This window comes from Pseudomonas tructae (assembly GCF_004214895.1).
Taxonomy (GTDB): Bacteria; Pseudomonadota; Gammaproteobacteria; order Pseudomonadales; family Pseudomonadaceae; genus Aquipseudomonas; species Aquipseudomonas tructae.
This window is the reverse complement of the sequence record NZ_CP035952.1, coordinates 5347049-5364209: the sequence shown is the minus strand read 5'-3', so window position 1 is coordinate 5364209 and position 17161 is coordinate 5347049. Positions and strand designations below refer to the sequence as shown.

Genomic DNA, 17161 nt, shown 5'->3' with positions numbered 1-17161 from the left:
CGTTTAAATGCCGCTTAGAACTTGTAACCCACACCCACCATGTAGACCCATGGATCGACATCCACGTCGACCTTGGTCTTGCCAACGCCCAGAGCGCTCGGGCCGTCGATGGTGGCCTTGGTGTCGATGTCGACGTACCAGACCGCGGCGTTGACCAGGAAGTTGTCGTTGATCATGTAGTCCATGCCCAACTGACCTGCCAGGCCGACCGAGTCCTTCAACTTCATGTTGCTGAAGCCTTGAGCCTTGCGGCTGCTGCTCAGGTCTTCGTCAAAGAACATGGTGTAGTTCAGACCGATACCGGCGTATGGCTGGAACTTCGACGACGCTTCCATCGGGTAGTACTGCAGCGACAGGGTCGGTGGCAGTTGCTTGATGTCGGCCAGCTTGCCATCCAGGCCACCGCCCAGGCCCTTGACGCCCACGGTGTGTTGGAACGGGGTGGCGGCCAGCAGTTCCAGGCCGATGTGGTCGGTCAGCATGTAGGCGAACGCCAGGCCCAGCTGGGTGTCGCTGTCCAGGGTTGCCTTGGTGCCGGAGACTTTGGCGTCATCGAGCTTGAGGTCGCCGCTGTTTTCGTTGGGAGCGGTAGTGATCGCACCGGCACGCAGGATGAAGTCGCCAGCCTGGTGGGCATGGGCAACAGGGGCTGCAAGCGCCAGAGCAACGAGCGAGGCGCCAAGCAAGGACTTGTTCATGGAAGCTCCCAAAGGACGTTTAGAATTTAATAAGTCCAATGGTAAGGAGCTGACGGACGGTGACTTTTGATTCAGCTCAATGAAATCGCTAAAGCTTGCACGCGGCCATTTATTCTAGCTCGTATGCGTAGATTTTCTCGGCATCCATCTGATATCCGGCATCGGCCAGCTCACTGCTGGTGGCTTTTACCTGCATTTGCCCTTCGATCCAATACGGCTGATAGAGGTCTTCGACCTTCACGCCGATCTCGCTGAAGATGTGAACGATCTGGTTCGACGGCGGTGGCGGCACATGAATGCAGGCGCCGTAGTAGGGCACCAGCAGGAACTCGGTGGTGCGCCCTTCTTCGCTGACTTCCAGTGGCACGATATAGCCCGGCAGTTTTACCTGCTGGCCATCCAGGGCCTTGACCACCGGAGCATTGGGTGCGGTTTGCCGGGCTGCGGGCGCAGCTTCGGCGGCCAGGGCATCGCTCAATTGCGAGAGGTCGTGCAACGGCGCCAGTTGCGGCTGGATCACCGGCGCCCCGGCCGGGATCAGTTGCTGCCATTCAAGGGTACGGGGTTCGGCCGCCCACACAGGGGCGGCGATCAATAGCATGGACAGCAGCAGGGCGCGGCTCATCAAAGTACTCACAGGTGGATGGACAGGCCGTCGGCCAGTGACTGGCGATAGGCGCGCCAGGCTGGCACGGCGCCCATCAGCAGGGCGGCGCCGAGAATGATGGCCAGCAGGCTCCACTCATGGGCGCTGGGCCAGGCCAGGGGCAGCAACAGGCCATAATTGGCTTGCACATAACCTTGGGCCAGGGCGATGCCGGCATACAGCAAGGCCAGCCCAGCGATGATACCGACGCTTGCCAAGGCCAGGGCTTCGAGCAGCAGCAACCCGGCGATATGCCACGGGCGAGCGCCCACCGAGCGCAGGATGGCCATCTCCCGGCGTCGCTCGTTGAGGCTGGTGAGAATCGCCGTGAGCATGCCGATCAGGCCGGTCAGCACGACGAACAGCGAAACCACGAACAGCGCCTGCTCGGCAGTACCCATCAGGCTCCAGAGCTCCTGCAGGGCCACGCCCGGCAGGATTGCCAGCAAGGGTTCGCCACGGTACTCGTTGATTTCCCGTTGCAGGCTGAAGGTCGCCACCTTGTTGTTCAGGCCCAGCATGAAGGCGGTGATGGCGGCGGGCTTGAGGTCCATGTTGCGTGCCTGCTCGGCGCTGATGCGTCCGGCGCCACGGGCCGGCATGCCGTTATGCCAGTCGATGTGGATGGCTTGCATGCCGCCCAGGCTGATGTGCAGAGTGCGATCGACCGGGGTGCCGGTGCGTTGCAGCACACCGACCACGGTGAACGGCTTGTCATCGTGCTTGACCAGGCTGATGGCCGCCACGCCATGGGCCAGCACCAGTTTGTCGCCCAGTTTGTAGTGCAGGGCGTCGGCGACTTCAGCGCCGAGCACCACCTCGAACGGGTCATCGGCAAAGGCCCGGCCTTCGGCCAATTGCAGGTTCTGTTTGCGGCCGTACTGGTAGTGCTCGAAATAGCGTGCGTCGGTACCCATTACCCGGTAGCCACGGTGCGAGTCGCCCAGGGAAATCGGGATGGCCCATTTGACGCGTGGGTCGCTGGCGTAGTGCTCGAAGCTTTCCCAACGGATGTTGTTGGTGGCGTTGCCGATGCGAAACACCGAGTACAGTAGCAGGTTCACCGAACCCGAACGGGCGCCGACGATCAGGTCGGTGCCGCTGATAGTGCTGGCGAAGCTGGCACGGGCCTCTGTGCGCACCCGCTCGACTGCCAGCAGCAGGCACACCGAGAGGGCGATGGCGAAGGCAGTCAGAAAGGCGGTAAAACGGCGGTTGGCCAGGCTGGCCAAGGCAAGGCGGAGCAGGTACATCAGGCCTCCAGGTCGTTGGCCGGCTGGGCCGCGCGGTTGAGTTCGGCAAGGCACAGCTGGCGATCGAACAGTGGCGCCAGGCTCTGGTCATGGCTGACGAACAGCAGGCTGGAACCGGCCGCCCGGCACTCGGCGAACAGCAAGCGGATAAACGCCTCGCGGGTGTCGGCATCGAGGGCGGAGGTCGGCTCGTCAGCGATCACCAGTTCCGGTTGGCCGATCAAGGCCCGGGCCGCGGCAACGCGCTGTTGCTGGCCGATCGACAGGCTGTCGGCGCGGCGCGCAAGCAGGGCCGGGTCTTTCAGGCCCAGGTGGGCGAGCAGGCTGGCGGCGGCCTGGTCGATGCCGCCATGGCGCTCGGCCGCCCGTTGTGCGCGACTGCGTGAGAAGCGGCAGGGCAGTTCGACGTTCTCCCGAACCGAAAGAAACGGCAGCAGGTTGAACTGCTGGAAGATGTAGCCGGTGTGATCGACGCGAAAGCGGTCGCGGGCGGCCAGCTTCAATTCGCTCAAGTCCTGGCCAAGCAGCCGGACGCTGCCGCGATCGGGCTTTTGCACACCGCCCAGCAGGCCCAGCAGGGTGGTCTTGCCGCTGCCGCTGGGGCCTTTGAGAAACAACGACTCGCCGGCGTGCAGGCGCAAGGTGGGAATATCCAGCAGGGGGGCTTGACCCGGCCAGGCAAAGCCCAGGTCGGTCAGTTCAATCAGTGCCTGGCTCATAAATGAACGCCCGGGTTACCCCGGGCGTTTCGCTGCAAAAGGGCTGTCAGAAGTTGATCGTGGCCTTGGCCGGTGTTGCTTCGACACCTTGTTGGCCATTGGGCCCGATCAGTTGTAGCGCAATTTTCTGGGTGGCGGGGAAGGCCTTGAACAACGGGCCCAGGTCGAGACTCTTGAGCTCGCCAGGTTTGTCGCAGGTCAGCCGGTAATGGGCATGGACGTCACTGTGCTGGTGGCCTTCGTGCTCGTCGCCATCGTCATCGGCTGCCGGCTTGTCGCCGAACAGCGGGCTTTCCAGTTCCTGATCACTTTCGCTGCAGCTGGCTGCCTTGGCCAGGCCAAACAGCGCCAATGGTTTTTCCAATTGTGTGCGTACGGCTGCGACCTTGGCTTTATCGGAGGCGCTGGTGGCCGGGTGTTCGAAGCCGACCAGGTTCATCGCCGGGCTGTCCAGTTCCAGCTCCAGGGTCTTGTCGTCCAGCACCACATTCAAGCGTGCGACGCCGTGCTCATGGGCGGCGAGGCTGCCATGGGCGTGGTCATGATCGTGGTCTTCATGGGCCTGGGCGACGGCCAGGGGCAACAAGGCAAACGGCAAGGCAAGCAACAGACGACGCATGGGCTGACTCCGCGGAGGCGCTGGATAGGTTTGGTAATGTTATAACAACTTGTTTGCCCTGCGCCAGTGTGCTTGGCGATCAAGCGTTGGCGTGGGAGCATGGGCCCATTGATTGCGCACAAGGACAAACCCATGCGAATTCGCGGACACATCGGCGACTGGCCGGTAGATCTGACTCTGGAGTTGGACCCGGCGGAATGGGCACAACTGGGTGGCCAATTGAGCGCGGTGACGCCTGCGCCGGTGCAGGCTGCAGCCCCGGTAGCAGCGGCGCGGCCCGATGATGCGCTATGGCAGGCGGCGCGCGAGGTCCTGCGCAAGGCCGGGCAGCTTAGCGGGCCGGAGTTGCTGGAGCATCTGGAGGGGTTGGCGGGGAGCACGGCAGCGGGCAAGCGTCTGCTGGTGCGGCTGCGTCATAGCGCCGAGGTGAAGGTGGAAAGCGGGGCGGATGCGCCGGTTTATCACTGGTTGGAGTGATAGAGGTTTCGCGGGGCAAGCCCGCTCCTACACCTGTAGGAGCGGGCTTGCCCCGCGATCAACTCAATACAAGGCCGCGAACAATTTGCGACGGTAAGTACCTACCAATGGATGATCGTTGCCCAGCAGGTCAAACACCTGCAGCAAGGTCTTGTGCGCGATCCCGCCGTCATAGCCGCGGTTGCGCTTGAACAGCTTGAGCAAGCCTTCCAGCGCCGCCTCGTACTGCTGGCGCGACAGCTGCTGGATGCACAGCTGGTACGCCGCTTCGTCATCTTCAGCATTCTGCGCCAGGCGCGCTTTCAGGTCGGCGACTTCCGGCAGGCTGGCGGCCTGGCCCAGGAAGGTCAGTTGCGCCTTGGCGCCGGCCAGGGCCGCCTTGTGCTCATCGCTCTTGACCGCATCGAGCACGGCCTGGGCTTCACCCAGTTCGCCCCGTTCGGCCAGGCAACGGGCGTAAAGAATCAGCGCGCCAGCATTGCTGTTGTCTTCACTGAGCAGTGCCTTGAGGGTGTTCTCGGCTTCGCTGAAGCGCCCTTCGGCAAACAGCGCCTGGGCTTGCTCCAGCGGGTCGGCAGCAGCAGGTGGCGGCATTTGCACGTGGGGTTCGAGCAGGGCGCGAATCGCCGACTCCGGTTGGGCGCCGGCAAAACCGTCGACCGGCTGGCCATCTTTGAACAGCACAACCGTCGGCAGACTGCGGATGCCGAAGCGGGCGACGATGTCCTGCTCGATATCGCAATTGACCTTGGCCAGCAGCAACTCGCCCTGGTAGCTCTCGGTGATCTGCGCCAGCAGCGGCATCAGTGCCTTGCACGGGGCGCACCATTCGGCCCAGAAATCGACCAGCACCGGCTTGTGGAAAGAGTTCTGGATCACCGACTGATCGAAGTCGGCGGCAGTGGCGTCGAATACATACGGGGTAGCAGGGTTCATCGCGACTCTCGAAAATCCGTGAATGGCGTCACTATAAAGGCTGGCGGCTGGCGTGGTACAGGCTGACCCGGCGGAATTCGCAAGGCTCGGCCAGGTCCGGCAAGGTCAGGGCGTCCAGCACGCCCAGGGAGCGGTACTGCGGGTGGCTGAAATCCCTGACCCTTGAATCAGCCACCAGGGCCTGTTGGCCGCGGCTGAGGAACGCATCCAGCAGGGGCAGGTTGGCGCGGTCGTAGAGCACATCGGCGACCAGGATCAGGTCGAAGCGGTCGGCCTCCTGGAAGAAGTCGCTGGAGTAGCTCAGTTCCACTTCGTTGAGCGCGGCATTGGCCCGGCAGGCCTGCAGCGCCAGCGGGTCGAGGTCGCAGGCAACGACTTCCAGTGCGCCGGCCTTTGCCGCAGCAATGCCGGCGATGCCTGAGCCTGCGCCAAAATCCAGCACCCGCTTGCCGGCCACCCAGTGCCGGTGTTGGTCCAGGTAGCGCGCCATGGCCAGGCCGCTGGCCCAGCAGAAACTCCAGTACGGCGGCTCGTGGAGGATACGCCGGGTTTCTTCGCTGCTGAAGGCGCGATCCATGTTTTGCGCGTCGATCAACCACAGCTTGAGCGCGCATTCGGGCAGGTCGCTGACCACCAGTTGCGCGTCACCCAGCAGTTCGCTCAAGGCGTGCTGCAACGGCACTGGCGCCATCATGGCGCCTTTTCGAAGCGCAATGGGCCGGTGGCCTGGGTCTGGGCCTGGGCGATGCGCAGCGGCGGCAAGTGCAAGATCAACTGCCCGGACTGGCTGGCGCGACCACGCAACTCGACCCGGGCGCCGGCCGGAAAGGCCTCGGGGTTGAAGCGCAGGCGAAACGGCAGGTCCAGGCCATTGCCGCTGAACGTGCTGCTGGCCAGCAGGCCTTGCGGGCGGCCACGTTCGTCGATGACCAGCAGGGCCAGTTCGACTTCGGCGCCGGCCGGGATGTTGAGCAAGGTCCCGCTCAATTCGCGCTGGTAAGCCGGCAAGGGCCCGAGCTCTTTGGCCGGTTTGCTTGCCACCGGTGCTTTTGGCGCCGGTACCGGCTGGGGTTTGTCGCTGCTGCAAGCAACCAGCACAGCGGCGAAACTGAGCACGACAAGCGCTCTTAATGGCATGGGGAATTCCTTCGCGGCATATTTCCTCACTGGATGGTAACCCCTTTGGCTTGTCTTGCCAGTGGGATGCGCTACCATGGCCCTCCCTTTTTTTGTTGCCTGCCACCATGCACTGTCCCTTCTGCGGTGCCAACGACACCAAGGTCATCGACTCGCGACTGGTTGCCGAGGGCGAGCAAGTGCGCCGTCGGCGCGAATGCGTTGCTTGCGGTGAACGCTTCACCACCTTCGAAACCGCCGAACTGGTTCTGCCCCGGCTGATCAAGCAGGACGGCAGTCGCCAGCCCTTCGACGAAGACAAACTGCGCGCCGGTATGCAACGCGCCCTGGAAAAACGTCCGGTCAGTGTCGAGCGCCTGGAAGCGGCGCTGGCGCATATCAAGCACAAGCTGCGGGCCACCGGCGAGCGCGAGATCAAGTCACTGGTCGTCGGCGAGCTGGTCATGGCCGAGCTGCAGAAGCTCGATGAAGTCGCCTATATCCGCTTCGCCTCGGTATACCGGCGTTTCCAGGACCTCAACGAGTTCCGTGAAGAAATCGACCGCCTGGCCCGTGTGCCGGCTAAAGAGTGAGCATGTCCAGCGAACGCGCGGTGCTTGATGCCCATTACATGGCCAGGGCCATCGAGTTGGCCCGCAAGGGCTTGTACTCCACGCACCCGAACCCGCGGGTTGGTTGCGTGATCGTCCGTGACGGCCAGGTTGTTGGCGAAGGCTGGCATGTGCGTGCCGGCGAGCCCCATGCCGAGGTGCATGCCTTGCGTCAGGCCGGTGAGCTGGCCCGTGGCGCCTGCGCCTATGTCACGCTTGAGCCGTGCAGCCACCACGGGCGTACGCCGCCTTGCGCCGAGGCGCTGGTCAAGGCCGGTGTCGCGCGGGTGGTGGCCGCCATGCAGGACCCCAATCCGCAAGTCGCAGGCCAAGGCCTGCAGCGCCTTGCCGACGCCGGCATCGAGGTGGCCAGCGGTGTGCTCGAAGGCGAAGCCCGGGCCCTGAACCCGGGTTTTCTCAAGCGTATGGAGCACGGCCTGCCGTTCGTGCGTGCCAAACTTGCGATGAGCCTGGATGGCCGTACGGCCATGGCCAGTGGCGAGAGCCAGTGGATTACCGGCCCGGCCGCACGCTCGGCGGTGCAGCGTTTGCGTGCGCGATCAAGCGTGGTCCTGACCAGCGCCGAAAGCGTGCTGGCCGACAACGCGCGGATGACCGTGCGCGGCGACGAGCTTGGCCTGGACCCTGAGACCACCGCCCTGGCACTGGCCCGTCCGCCCTTGCGGGTGTTGATCGACGGCCGTTTGCGCGTGCCACTTGACGCCCCGTTCTTCCAAGCCGGGCCGGCCCTGGTGGTGACCGCCGCCGAAGTCGACGCGGCGTATGCCCAGGCTGGCCATGAGCTGTTGCGCCTGCCGGGCAGCGATGGCCGTGTCGACCTGCCTGCGCTGATGCTCGAACTGGCTGCGCGCGGTGCCAGCGAGGTGCTGGTCGAAGCCGGCGCCGGCCTGGTCGGCGCCTTTGCCCGCCAGGGCCTGATCGACGAGTATCAGATTTTTGTCGCCGGGCGCATTTTGGGCTCCAGTGCCCGACCGTTGCTCGACTGGCCACTGGAAACCATGCGCCAGGCGCCCCATTTGAAAATCACCGAAATGCGTGCAGTAGGCGATGACTGGCGAGTCACTGCGGTACCCAAGCCTGCGCCCGGCGTATAATTTGCGGCTAGCGCCACGCGCAGCCCTGTTCTCGAGGAGGACTTCATGTTCACCGGCATCATCGAATCGATTGGCAGCATCCGTTCCCTGACCCCCAAAGGCGGTGACGTGCGGGTGTATGTCGAAACCGGCAAGCTCGACCTGGGCGACGTCAAACTGGGTGACAGCATCGCCGTCAACGGTGTGTGCCTGACGGCTGTCGAGCTGCCTGGCGATGGCTTCTGGGCCGACGTCAGCCGCGAAACCCTCGACTGCACGGCTTTCAACGAGCTCAAGAGCGGCAGCCGGGTCAACCTGGAAAAAGCCCTGACACCGACCACCCGCCTGGGTGGCCACCTGGTCAGCGGCCACGTCGACGGTGTTGGCGAAGTGGTCTCGCGCAGCGATAACGCCCGTGCCATCCAGTTCCGCATCCGTGCCCCCAAAGAGCTGGCCAAGTACATTGCCCACAAGGGCTCGATCACCGTTGATGGCACCAGTCTTACGGTGAACGTCGTCGATGGCGCCGAATTCGAGCTGACCATTGTCCCGCACACCCTGGCCGAAACCATCATGGCCGACTACCGTCCGGGGCGTCGGGTGAACCTTGAGGTCGACCTGCTGGCCCGTTACCTGGAGCGTCTGCTGCTGGGCGACAAGGCCGCCGAGCCAAGCCAGGGCAGCGGCATCACCGAAAGTTTCCTGGCCGCCAACGGCTACCTGAAATCCTGATTTGAAAGGGGGTGCCCCGTGGCGCTCAACAGCATCGAAGAACTGGTTGAAGACATCCGCCAGGGCAAAATGGTCATCCTCATGGATGACGAAGACCGCGAGAACGAAGGCGACCTGATCATGGCCGCCGAGTGTTGCAAGGCCGAGCACATCAATTTCATGGCCAAGCACGCGCGCGGCCTGATCTGCATGCCGATGTCGCGCGAGCGCTGTGAAACGCTCAAGCTGCCGCTCATGGCGCCGCGCAACGGCTCGGGCTTTGGCACCAAGTTCACCGTCTCGATCGAAGCCGCTACCGGCGTCACCACCGGGATCTCCGCCGCAGACCGTGCGCGTACCGTGCAAGCCGCCGCCGCCCGTGATGCCAAGGCCGAAGACATCGTCAGCCCCGGCCACATCTTCCCGCTGATGGCCCAGCCCGGCGGTACCCTGGCCCGTGCCGGCCACACCGAAGCTGCCTGCGACCTGGCGCGCATGGCCGGCTTCGAGCCCAGCGGGGTGATCTGCGAGGTGATGAACGACGACGGCACCATGTCCCGTCGCGCAGAGCTTGAGACCTTCGCCGCCGAACACAACATCAAGATCGGCACCATCGCCGACCTGATCCACTACCGGATGATCCACGAACGTACCGTTCAGCGGGTTTCCGAGCAGCCGCTGGACAGCGAACTGGGTCAGTTCAACCTGGTCACCTACCGTGATTCGGTCGAGGGCGATGTGCACATGGCCCTGACCCTGGGCAACATCTGCGCCGAAGAACCGACCCTGGTCCGGGTACACAACATGGACCCGCTGCGCGACCTGCTGATGGTCAAGCAACCAGGCCGCTGGAGCCTGCGTGCGGCCATGAGCGCCGTTGCAGACGCTGGCAGCGGCGTGGTGCTGCTGCTGGGGCACCCGCTCGATGGCGACGTCCTGCTGGCGCATATCCGCGAAAGCGCCGATACCACCGCGCAGGCGAAAACCCCGACCACCTACAGCACTGTGGGTGCAGGTTCGCAGATCCTGCGCGACCTTGGCGTGCGCAAAATGCGCCTGATGAGTTCGCCAATGAAGTTCAATGCGATATCCGGATTCGATCTGGAAGTTGTAGAATACGTGCCCTCCGAATAAAGCAGGCAGATTGTCGCGCTGCCATTCGTGTCCCAAACCCCCACAGGCCGCCCGTTTGCGGCCTGGCTCTTTAAGATGAGAACTCCGCAATGACCCTGAAGACCATCGAAGGTACCTTCATTGCCCCCAAAGGTCGCTATGCTTTGGTGGTTGGCCGCTTCAACAGCTTCGTCGTCGAAAGCCTGGTAAGCGGTGCCGTTGACGCCCTGGTTCGCCACGGTGTGAACGAAAGCGACATCACCATCATCCGTGCCCCGGGTGCCTTCGAAATTCCGCTGGTGGCACAGAAAGTCGCCCAGCAAAGCGAATATGCCGCGATCATCGCCCTGGGCGCCGTGATTCGTGGCGGTACCCCGCACTTTGAATATGTTGCGGGCGAATGCACCAAGGGCCTGGCTCAGGTCTCCATGGAGTTCGGCGTGCCGGTCTCCTTTGGTGTCCTGACTGTCGATTCGATCGAACAGGCCATTGAGCGTTCCGGCACCAAGGCCGGCAACAAGGGCGCCGAAGCAGCCCTGTCCGCTCTGGAAATGGTCAGCCTGCTGGCGCAGTTGGAGGCCAAGTGATTAGCGACGAAAGCGATCGTTTCAACCCGCGCGATCCGAAACCTGCGGATGCTGGCAAGCCCTCGAAGAGCGCCAAGCGTCGCGAAGCCCGCAAGCTTGCGACTCAGGCGCTGTACCAGTGGCACATGGCCAAGCACTCGCTGAACGAGATCGAAGCGCAGTTCCGGGTCGATAACGATTTCACCGATATCGACGGCGCTTATTTCCGCGAGATCCTGCACGGGGTCCCGGCGAAAAAAGCCGAGATCGACGAAGCGCTGAAGCCGTGCCTGGACCTTGCGCTTGAAGAGCTCGATCCGGTTGAGCTGGCGGTGCTGCGCCTGTCGACCTGGGAGTTCATGATGCGTGCCGATGTGCCGTACCGCGTCGTGATCAACGAAGGTATCGAGCTGGCCAAGGTCTTTGGTTCAACCGACGGTCACAAGTTCGTCAACGGTGTGCTCGACAAGCTGGCACCGCGGCTGCGTGAAGCCGAAGTCAAGGCGTTCAAGCGCTGATTCGGGCGCTATGTGCCAATGGGTGAGTTCGAGCTGATCCGTCATTACTTCGCCGCCGCGTCTTGTGCGCAAGGCGGTGAAGGCGTGGTGCTGGGCATAGGCGATGATTGCGCCTTGCTCAGCGTGCCGCCGGGCGAACAGTTGGCGATCTCCACCGATACGCTGGTGGCCGGGGTGCATTTCCCGGCTGTCTGCGACCCTTTTCTGCTCGGTCAGCGTTCGCTGGCCGTCGCTGCCAGTGACCTGGCGGCCATGGGTGCCACGCCCATCGGCTTTACCCTTGCCCTGACCCTGCCCACGGTTCACGCCGACTGGCTGCAGGCCTATGCCCGCGGTTTGAACCAGATGGCCGAACGCTGCCAACTGAGCCTGATTGGCGGCGATACCACCTGTGGCCCATTGAGCCTGACCATGACCGTGTTCGGCCGCGTGCCGGGCGGCCAGGCCCTGACGCGCAGTGGTGCGCAGGATGGCGACCTGCTGTGCGTCGGTGGCGACCTGGGCAATGCGGCTGGCGCCTTGCCGCTGGTGCTCGGCGAGCGTTCGGCCGATGCCGGCCAGGCCGACCCTCTGTTGGCCCACTACTGGTCGCCGCAGCCGCAACTGGCGCTGGGTCAGGCCCTGCGTGGCAAGGCCACGGCGGCGCTGGATATTTCCGATGGCCTGCTGGCTGACTGCGGGCATATCGCCAAGGCTTCGCAGGTGGCAGTGCAGGTCGAACTGGAGCGCCTGCCGTTGTCGGCGGCCCTGCAGGCGTTTCTCGGCCGACAAGGCGCGCAACAGGCGGCGCTAGCCGGTGGCGATGATTACGTGCTGGCCTTCACCCTGCCCGAAGCCGAGCTTGCGCCCTTGCTGGCCGCCGGCTGGCCGGTCCGGGTGGTGGGCCGCGTCACTGCCGGCCGTGGTGTCAGCCTGATCGATGGCCGCGGTCAGGACATCACCCCGGACACCCGGGGCTATCAACATTTTAAGGAGACACCGTGACGGATCACCCCAAGCAGGTGCCTGCGGAGTTCGTTCCGCCGTCGGTCTGGCGCAACCCCTGGCATTTTCTGGCCTTCGGCTTCGGCTCCGGAACCTTGCCCAAGGCGCCGGGAACCTGGGGCTCGCTGGTGGCTCTACCCTTTATCCCGTTGTGGCAAATGATGCCCGACTGGGGTTACTGGTTGATGCTCGGCCTGACTATGCTGTTTGGTTTCTGGTTGTGCGGCAAAGTCGCCGATGACTTGAAAGTGCACGACCATGAAGGGATCGTCTGGGACGAGATGGTCGGTATGTGGATCACCCTGTGGCTGGTGCCGGAAGGCTGGCAGTGGCTATTGGCGGGTTTTCTGATGTTCCGCTTCTTCGACATTCTCAAGCCCTGGCCGATTCGCTGGGTCGACCGCCATGTGCATGGCGGGGTCGGGATCATGCTCGACGATGTGTTGGCAGGGGTGTTTGCCTGGCTGGGCATGCAGCTTCTGGTATGGAGTTTCACCTAAGGGAGCGGGGCGATGACGGGATGGCGGCTGTTGCTGTTGTTGCTGGTCCTGGCGGCAAGTGTGGTCAAGGCGGCCGATGCGCCGCCGGCGACACCCGGCCAGGTGCGTCTGGTCAGCGAGGAGTGGCTCGATTATACCAACGCCGATGGCAGCGGCCTGGCCTGGGACGTGCTGCGCAAGGTGTTCGAGCCGGCCGGCGTCAAGGTTCGTACCCAGAGTGCGCCGTACAGCCGGGCAGTAGGCCTGGTCAAGCGCGGTGAGGCGGATGCCTGGGTCGGCTCCTATCGCGAAGAGAACGCCGACAACCTGTACCCGCGCTGGTACTTCGACATGGACCATATCTATGCCCTGGGCCTGGCCAGCCGTCCCGTGCCCACCCCGCAGACCCTTGGCCAGTATCGCCTGGCCTGGGTGCGAGGCTACGACTACAAGAACTACTTGCCCAACGTCAGCCATTTTCGCGAAATCCAGCGCCGCGAGGGGATCTTGCCGATGCTTGAGCATGATCGCGTCGACTTCTATATCGACGCCCTGACCGAAGTCGACTATGTCCTTGAACAGGCGCCTGACCCCAAGCTGTTCCGTCGCAGTCACCTGGTTGAGTTGCCGCTGTACCTGGCTTTTGGGCGCACCGCCGAGGGCAAGGCCTTACGCGCCTTGTTCGATCAGCGCATGGACAAACTGGTGGCCAGTGGCGAGTTACGGGCGATCTTCGAGCACTGGCAACAGCCCTATCCGTTTGACGGTGCAGGCAAGCGTCCGTAGGCGACATCGAACTTCTCGATCTGTTTGCTCGATAATTCAGCCTAAGCAGGGCTGCCACGCTGCTGATACAATCGCCCCACGTCAATTTTCAAGTTACTGATCAGGAGCACAACGTGCCCGTCGTTTTTGTTGCCGCTTCCAAGCTGCCTACCCCGTTTGCGACCTTCACCATGCATGGTTTTCTCGATGAAGCCACCGGCCGCGAGCACGTCGTGCTCAGCCTGGGTGATGTGGCCGACGGGCAGCCGGTGCTGGGGCGCCTGCATTCCGAATGCCTGACTGGCGATGCGTTGTTCAGCCAGCGTTGCGACTGCGGTTCGCAACTCGAAGCGGCGTTGCAGGCAATCGCCCGTGAAGGCCGTGGTGTGCTGCTGTACTTGCGTCAGGAAGGCCGTGGCATTGGCCTGTTGAACAAGATCCGCGCCTACGAACTGCAAGACGGCGGCGCCGACACCGTTGAGGCCAACGAGCGCCTGGGTTTTGCCGCCGATCAGCGTGACTATGGCATGTGCCAGCCAATGCTCGAGCACCTGGGGGTCAAGTCGTTGCGGTTGATGACCAACAACCCGCGCAAGGTCAAGGCCCTCACCGGCATGGGTATCCCGGTTGCCGAGCGCGTGCCGCTGCACACCGGCCACAACCCGCACAACAAGCACTACCTGGCGACCAAGGCCGGCAAGCTCGGCCATATGATGGGTAACGAGCACCAGGGCGAGGTCGGCCGGGCGTGACCCGCACCCAGGTTCGCCGTCGCCTGGAGCTGGCCTGGTGGCAATACCTGGCAGTGGCCCTGGCGCCATTGCTGGTGTTTGCCTGGGCCTTTGGTGGCGCGCAGGCATTGATCCCGATCCTGGCCATGCCGATGTTCATCGCCGGCGTGGCTTCGATGTTTCTCAGCCTGCCGCGTTTTGGCGCCTACAAGCATGGGCTGATCGCTACCCAGAAGGCCCTGAACACAGACGACGAGCCTGTGGCCTGGATCGAACTGGCGCGCATCCGTCGCCTGGGCATGCTGTTCGCCTGCCTGCCGGCCTGGATTGCCGCGCTGTCGGTGTTCGTCGGCCTTGAGGCCGTGCCGCAAATCCTCCTGGCCATCTCCAGCCTGGTCTTGCTCTACCTCTACCGTATCCCTCGCCAGCTCGGCTGATGCGTCGCTATCTGTGGCTGTTGCTGCTGGCCTTCGGCATGCCGCTGGCGGCAGCGCCGCGGGTGGTCAGCCTGGCGCCCTCGATCACTGAAATCATCCTCGACCTGCAAGCCGGCGACTTGCTGGTGGGCATGGCCGAGTGGCAAGAGCGGCCGGCGCAGGTGGCCGATGTGCCGCTGGTTGGCGGCTATGGCCAATTGGACATGGAGCGCCTGCTCAGCGTACGCCCGGACCTGGTGCTGTACTGGCCAGGCAGCGTGCCTGCGGCCCAGCGTGACCAGCTCGAGCGGTTGGGGATTCCCCTGTACAGCGTCGATGTGCACAAGCTGGATGACCTGGTCACGCAGGTCGAAGAAATTGGCCTGCGCATCGGCCGCCAGGAACAAGCCGGGCAGTTGGCCGCAGCCTTGCGCAAGCACCTTGCCGCGTTGCGCCAGCAGTACCGCCGTGAGCGTCCGTTGACGGTGTTTTATCAGGTCTGGGACAAGCCGCTGTACACCGTGGGTGGCACTCAGATCATCTCCGATGCCTTGAGCGTCTGCGGTGCGCGCAATGTGTTTGCCGACCTCACTCAGCCGGCGCCACAGATCAACCTGGAGACGGTGCTGGCGCGCAACCCCGCGGTCATCTTCGCCGCCGATCAACCTCAGCTCGACGCCTGGAAGGCTTGGCCCCAGATTGCGGCCGTGCGTGACGGCCTGCTGCTGCGGGTGCCGGACAAGGGCCTGGAGCGCCCCAGCCCGCAGATGATCGAGGCGACGGCGAAGCTGTGCGCGCTATTACAGGCTAAAGCGCCGGCGTCCAGGTGACGCCGAGCAGCCAGGTGCGGCCTTCTTCGCGGTAATCGGCATAGCCTGCGCCGTAGCTGTACTGGGCGCGGCTGTAGGCTTTATCCAGCAGGTTATCGGCTTTGAGTTCAAGGCGAACCTCGCGGCTCAGGTTCCAGCTACCGCGCAAACCGATCAGGCCGTAGCCACTGAGCGAGCGCTTGTTGTCGGCGTCAGCGTAACTGCTGCTGACGGCTTGCCAGCTGGCGCCGAGACCCAGGCGATCGAACTGACGATCCAGGTCCAGACTCAGGGTTCGGCGGGCGCGGCGTTCCAGGGTGTGCCCGGAATCACGGTCACGCGGGTCGATCAGCGCCAGGCCCAGGCTGCTTTGCCAGCCGAACCAATCCTGATGCAGGCTGGCTTCGAAACCATTGATGCGTGCTGAGCCGACATTGTGCGGAATGTAGTTTGGGCCCAGGGAGATCGCATTGCGCAGGTCGGTGCGGTACAGCGATGCCTCCAGCCGGGTGGTTTCAGCCAGTTGACTGCGCCATTGCAACTCGTAGCTTTTCGAGCGCTCGGGCTTGAGGTCGGAGTTGCTGAAGTCCGGGTAGTAGAGGTCGTTGAAGGTCGGCGCGCGAAAACCTTCGCTGTAGGACAGCAACAGGTCGTTGTCAGCATTGAGCGGCAGGCCGAAGCTGGCGCTCCAGCTGTTCTGGCTGCCGAACTGCTGGTTCTGGTCGCGGCGCATGCCTATTTCGGTAGAGAAGCTGTCGCCTTTGTAGCGATGCTGGACAAAGGCGGCGCGGTTCCAGCGGCTGTCTTCGTCAAAGGTCGTGCTGGCGTGCAGACGATCCTGGTACCAGTCGCCACCGAGCAACAGGTTGTTGCGCTCGTCGAGGCTCAGGTCGTTCTGCCAATTGATCGAGTCGCGGTAGGTGTTGAACTCGCTACCGCCCGGCTGCAACGCGTCGCGTTTGGTATCGCGGTTCTCGCTGTGACCCAGTTCCAGGCGTGAATGCCACATCTGGGTGAGCTGCGCATCGGCATACGTACCGATGCTGCTGAGGTTGAAGTCGGTGTAGGGATGGCTGTGGTCACCGAACAGGTTGTCGTATTCACTGCGCCCGCGGCTGTCGAGCAGGTTCAGGCCCAGCTCCAGCGTGTCACTGGCAACATGGCTGAGGTTCAGGCTCAGGCTCTTGTTGCGGTAGGCATCGTGGTCGCCGTTGGCAGGGAACGACTCACCGGTGGCGTTGATGCCGGCGGTTTCGTCCAGGCCGGCGGCGAGGTTGAAGCGGGTGCGCTCGTCACCGCCAGAGAGGCCGACGTCACGCTGCCAGCTCTTGTTGCTGCCGCCGGCCAGGTGCAAGCGTGGTTGCAGGCCGGGCTTGCTGGCGCGGCGGGTGAAGATCTGGATTACCCCGCCAATGGCATCGCTGCCGTAGATCGCCGAGCGCGAACCGCGCAGTACTTCGACCCGCTCGATTTGATCAATGTTGAGAAACTGCAGGCCGCTATCGCCGGACGAGGTGTTGGCGATGCGCACGCCATCGACCAGCACCAGGCTCTGGGCCGACTTGGTGCCGCGAATGAAGATACCCGGCAAGCTGCCGCGCCCGCCGGTGCGCGAGACCTGAACACCCGGCACCCGGGTCAGCAGGTCAGTGACGCTGGAAGGCTGCAGGCGGTCGATGTCGTCACGGGTAAAGACCGTGTTGGCGGCGCTGGTTTGGGTGCGGTCTTCGACCTGGCGGTTGGCGCTGATCAGCGTGTTGGGCAGCTTCAGGGCGCTTTCGCGGTCGATGGGGTCGGCCAGCAGGGTGGTTGGCAAGAGCAGGAGTGGGGCAAGGCGCAGGGATTTCATGGCAGTTCCATTGCTATCGCGGGGCAAGCCCGCTCCCACACTGTAGGAGCG

At 63.7% G+C, this 17161-nt stretch carries 22 protein-coding genes; 13 read left to right on the top strand and 9 right to left on the bottom strand.

Features of this window, described 5'->3' with window-relative positions; genetic code table 11:
* Nucleotides 1-14: 14 nt before the first annotated feature.
* The 5 genes from EXN22_RS24605 to EXN22_RS24585 form a co-directional block, all read right to left on the bottom strand.
* The gene (locus EXN22_RS24605; RefSeq protein ID WP_130266491.1) at nt 15-698 is read right to left on the bottom strand and encodes an OmpW/AlkL family protein; all 684 of its coding nucleotides are present in this window, start codon (nt 696-698) and stop codon (nt 15-17) included.
* A gap of 109 nt (nt 699-807) precedes the next feature.
* Entirely contained in the window at nt 808-1323 is a 516-nt protein-coding gene (locus EXN22_RS24600) for a DUF3299 domain-containing protein (RefSeq protein WP_130266490.1), read from the bottom strand.
* Between the two features lie 8 nt (nt 1324-1331).
* Nucleotides 1332-2597: an ABC transporter permease gene (locus tag EXN22_RS24595; protein ID WP_130266489.1), complete on the bottom strand. Its 1266-nt coding sequence runs from the start codon at nt 2595-2597 to the stop codon at nt 1332-1334.
* Nucleotides 2597-3316 carry an ABC transporter ATP-binding protein gene (locus EXN22_RS24590; protein WP_130266488.1) on the bottom strand — a complete coding sequence of 240 codons (720 nt, stop codon included), beginning with the start codon at nt 3314-3316 and terminating at the stop codon, nt 2597-2599. Before EXN22_RS24590 ends, EXN22_RS24595 begins: the two co-directional genes overlap by 1 nt.
* A gap of 46 nt (nt 3317-3362) precedes the next feature.
* Complete coding sequence (locus EXN22_RS24585) at nt 3363-3935, bottom strand: DUF2796 domain-containing protein (RefSeq protein ID WP_130266487.1); 573 nt, start codon at nt 3933-3935, stop codon at nt 3363-3365.
* Between the two features lie 132 nt (nt 3936-4067).
* Between EXN22_RS24585 and EXN22_RS24580 the strand changes: the two genes are divergently transcribed.
* Nucleotides 4068-4412, top strand: a complete 345-nt coding sequence (locus tag EXN22_RS24580) for a hypothetical protein (protein ID WP_130266486.1) — start codon at nt 4068-4070, stop codon at nt 4410-4412.
* Nucleotides 4413-4475: 63 nt separating this feature from the next.
* Here the strand turns inward: EXN22_RS24580 and trxA are convergent, their stop codons facing one another.
* From trxA to EXN22_RS24565, 3 genes are read right to left on the bottom strand one after another with little or no spacing between them, the layout of a single operon-like run.
* Nucleotides 4476-5348 (bottom strand): thioredoxin, encoded by an 873-nt coding sequence (gene trxA / locus EXN22_RS24575; RefSeq protein WP_130266485.1) that lies wholly within the window; start codon nt 5346-5348, stop codon nt 4476-4478.
* 31 nt (nt 5349-5379) lie between these two features.
* Nucleotides 5380-6039 (bottom strand): class I SAM-dependent methyltransferase, encoded by a 660-nt coding sequence (locus tag EXN22_RS24570; RefSeq protein WP_130266897.1) that lies wholly within the window; start codon nt 6037-6039, stop codon nt 5380-5382.
* Complete coding sequence (locus EXN22_RS24565) at nt 6039-6485, bottom strand: YbaY family lipoprotein (RefSeq protein ID WP_130266484.1); 447 nt, start codon at nt 6483-6485, stop codon at nt 6039-6041. The genes EXN22_RS24570 and EXN22_RS24565 overlap by 1 nt, the downstream gene beginning before the upstream one ends.
* Nucleotides 6486-6592: 107 nt before the next feature.
* Between EXN22_RS24565 and nrdR the strand changes: the two genes are divergently transcribed.
* From nrdR to EXN22_RS24505, 12 genes are all read left to right on the top strand, one after another.
* Nucleotides 6593-7057 (top strand): transcriptional regulator NrdR, encoded by a 465-nt coding sequence (gene nrdR / locus EXN22_RS24560; RefSeq protein WP_130266483.1) that lies wholly within the window; start codon nt 6593-6595, stop codon nt 7055-7057.
* A 2-nt stretch (nt 7058-7059) separates the two neighbouring features.
* The gene (gene ribD / locus EXN22_RS24555) at nt 7060-8190 is read left to right on the top strand and encodes a bifunctional diaminohydroxyphosphoribosylaminopyrimidine deaminase/5-amino-6-(5-phosphoribosylamino)uracil reductase RibD (protein WP_130266482.1); all 1131 of its coding nucleotides are present in this window, start codon (nt 7060-7062) and stop codon (nt 8188-8190) included.
* 45 nt (nt 8191-8235) lie between these two features.
* Entirely contained in the window at nt 8236-8901 is a 666-nt protein-coding gene (locus EXN22_RS24550) for a riboflavin synthase (RefSeq protein WP_130266481.1), read from the top strand.
* A gap of 18 nt (nt 8902-8919) precedes the next feature.
* Nucleotides 8920-10014, top strand: a complete 1095-nt coding sequence (ribBA, locus tag EXN22_RS24545; RefSeq protein WP_130266480.1) for a bifunctional 3,4-dihydroxy-2-butanone-4-phosphate synthase/GTP cyclohydrolase II — start codon at nt 8920-8922, stop codon at nt 10012-10014.
* An 89-nt stretch (nt 10015-10103) separates the two neighbouring features.
* Nucleotides 10104-10580, top strand: a complete 477-nt coding sequence (gene ribH / locus EXN22_RS24540; protein WP_010222842.1) for a 6,7-dimethyl-8-ribityllumazine synthase — start codon at nt 10104-10106, stop codon at nt 10578-10580.
* Complete coding sequence (gene nusB, locus EXN22_RS24535) at nt 10577-11077, top strand: transcription antitermination factor NusB (RefSeq protein WP_130266479.1); 501 nt, start codon at nt 10577-10579, stop codon at nt 11075-11077. The genes ribH and nusB overlap by 4 nt, the downstream gene beginning before the upstream one ends.
* A gap of 18 nt (nt 11078-11095) precedes the next feature.
* Nucleotides 11096-12061: a thiamine-phosphate kinase gene (gene thiL, locus EXN22_RS24530; protein WP_130266478.1), complete on the top strand. Its 966-nt coding sequence runs from the start codon at nt 11096-11098 to the stop codon at nt 12059-12061.
* A complete protein-coding gene (locus EXN22_RS24525) occupies nt 12058-12561 on the top strand; it encodes a phosphatidylglycerophosphatase A family protein (protein ID WP_130266477.1) in 504 nt (167 codons plus the stop codon). Before thiL ends, EXN22_RS24525 begins: the two co-directional genes overlap by 4 nt.
* A 12-nt stretch (nt 12562-12573) precedes the next feature.
* Complete coding sequence (locus EXN22_RS24520; protein ID WP_130266476.1) at nt 12574-13326, top strand: substrate-binding periplasmic protein; 753 nt, start codon at nt 12574-12576, stop codon at nt 13324-13326.
* Between the two features lie 113 nt (nt 13327-13439).
* Complete coding sequence (ribA, locus tag EXN22_RS24515) at nt 13440-14057, top strand: GTP cyclohydrolase II (RefSeq protein ID WP_130266475.1); 618 nt, start codon at nt 13440-13442, stop codon at nt 14055-14057.
* Nucleotides 14054-14473, top strand: a complete 420-nt coding sequence (locus tag EXN22_RS24510; RefSeq protein ID WP_130266474.1) for an MFS transporter — start codon at nt 14054-14056, stop codon at nt 14471-14473. The genes ribA and EXN22_RS24510 overlap by 4 nt, the downstream gene beginning before the upstream one ends.
* Entirely contained in the window at nt 14473-15282 is an 810-nt protein-coding gene (locus tag EXN22_RS24505) for a cobalamin-binding protein (RefSeq protein ID WP_130266473.1), read from the top strand. The genes EXN22_RS24510 and EXN22_RS24505 overlap by 1 nt, the downstream gene beginning before the upstream one ends.
* On the opposite strand, the gene EXN22_RS24500 is transcribed toward EXN22_RS24505, so the two are convergent.
* On the bottom strand, nt 15260-17110 hold the full coding sequence (locus EXN22_RS24500) for a TonB-dependent receptor domain-containing protein (RefSeq protein WP_130266472.1): 1851 nt from the start codon (nt 17108-17110) through the stop codon (nt 15260-15262). The genes EXN22_RS24505 and EXN22_RS24500 overlap by 23 nt on opposite strands.
* Nucleotides 17111-17161: the final 51 nt, after the last annotated feature.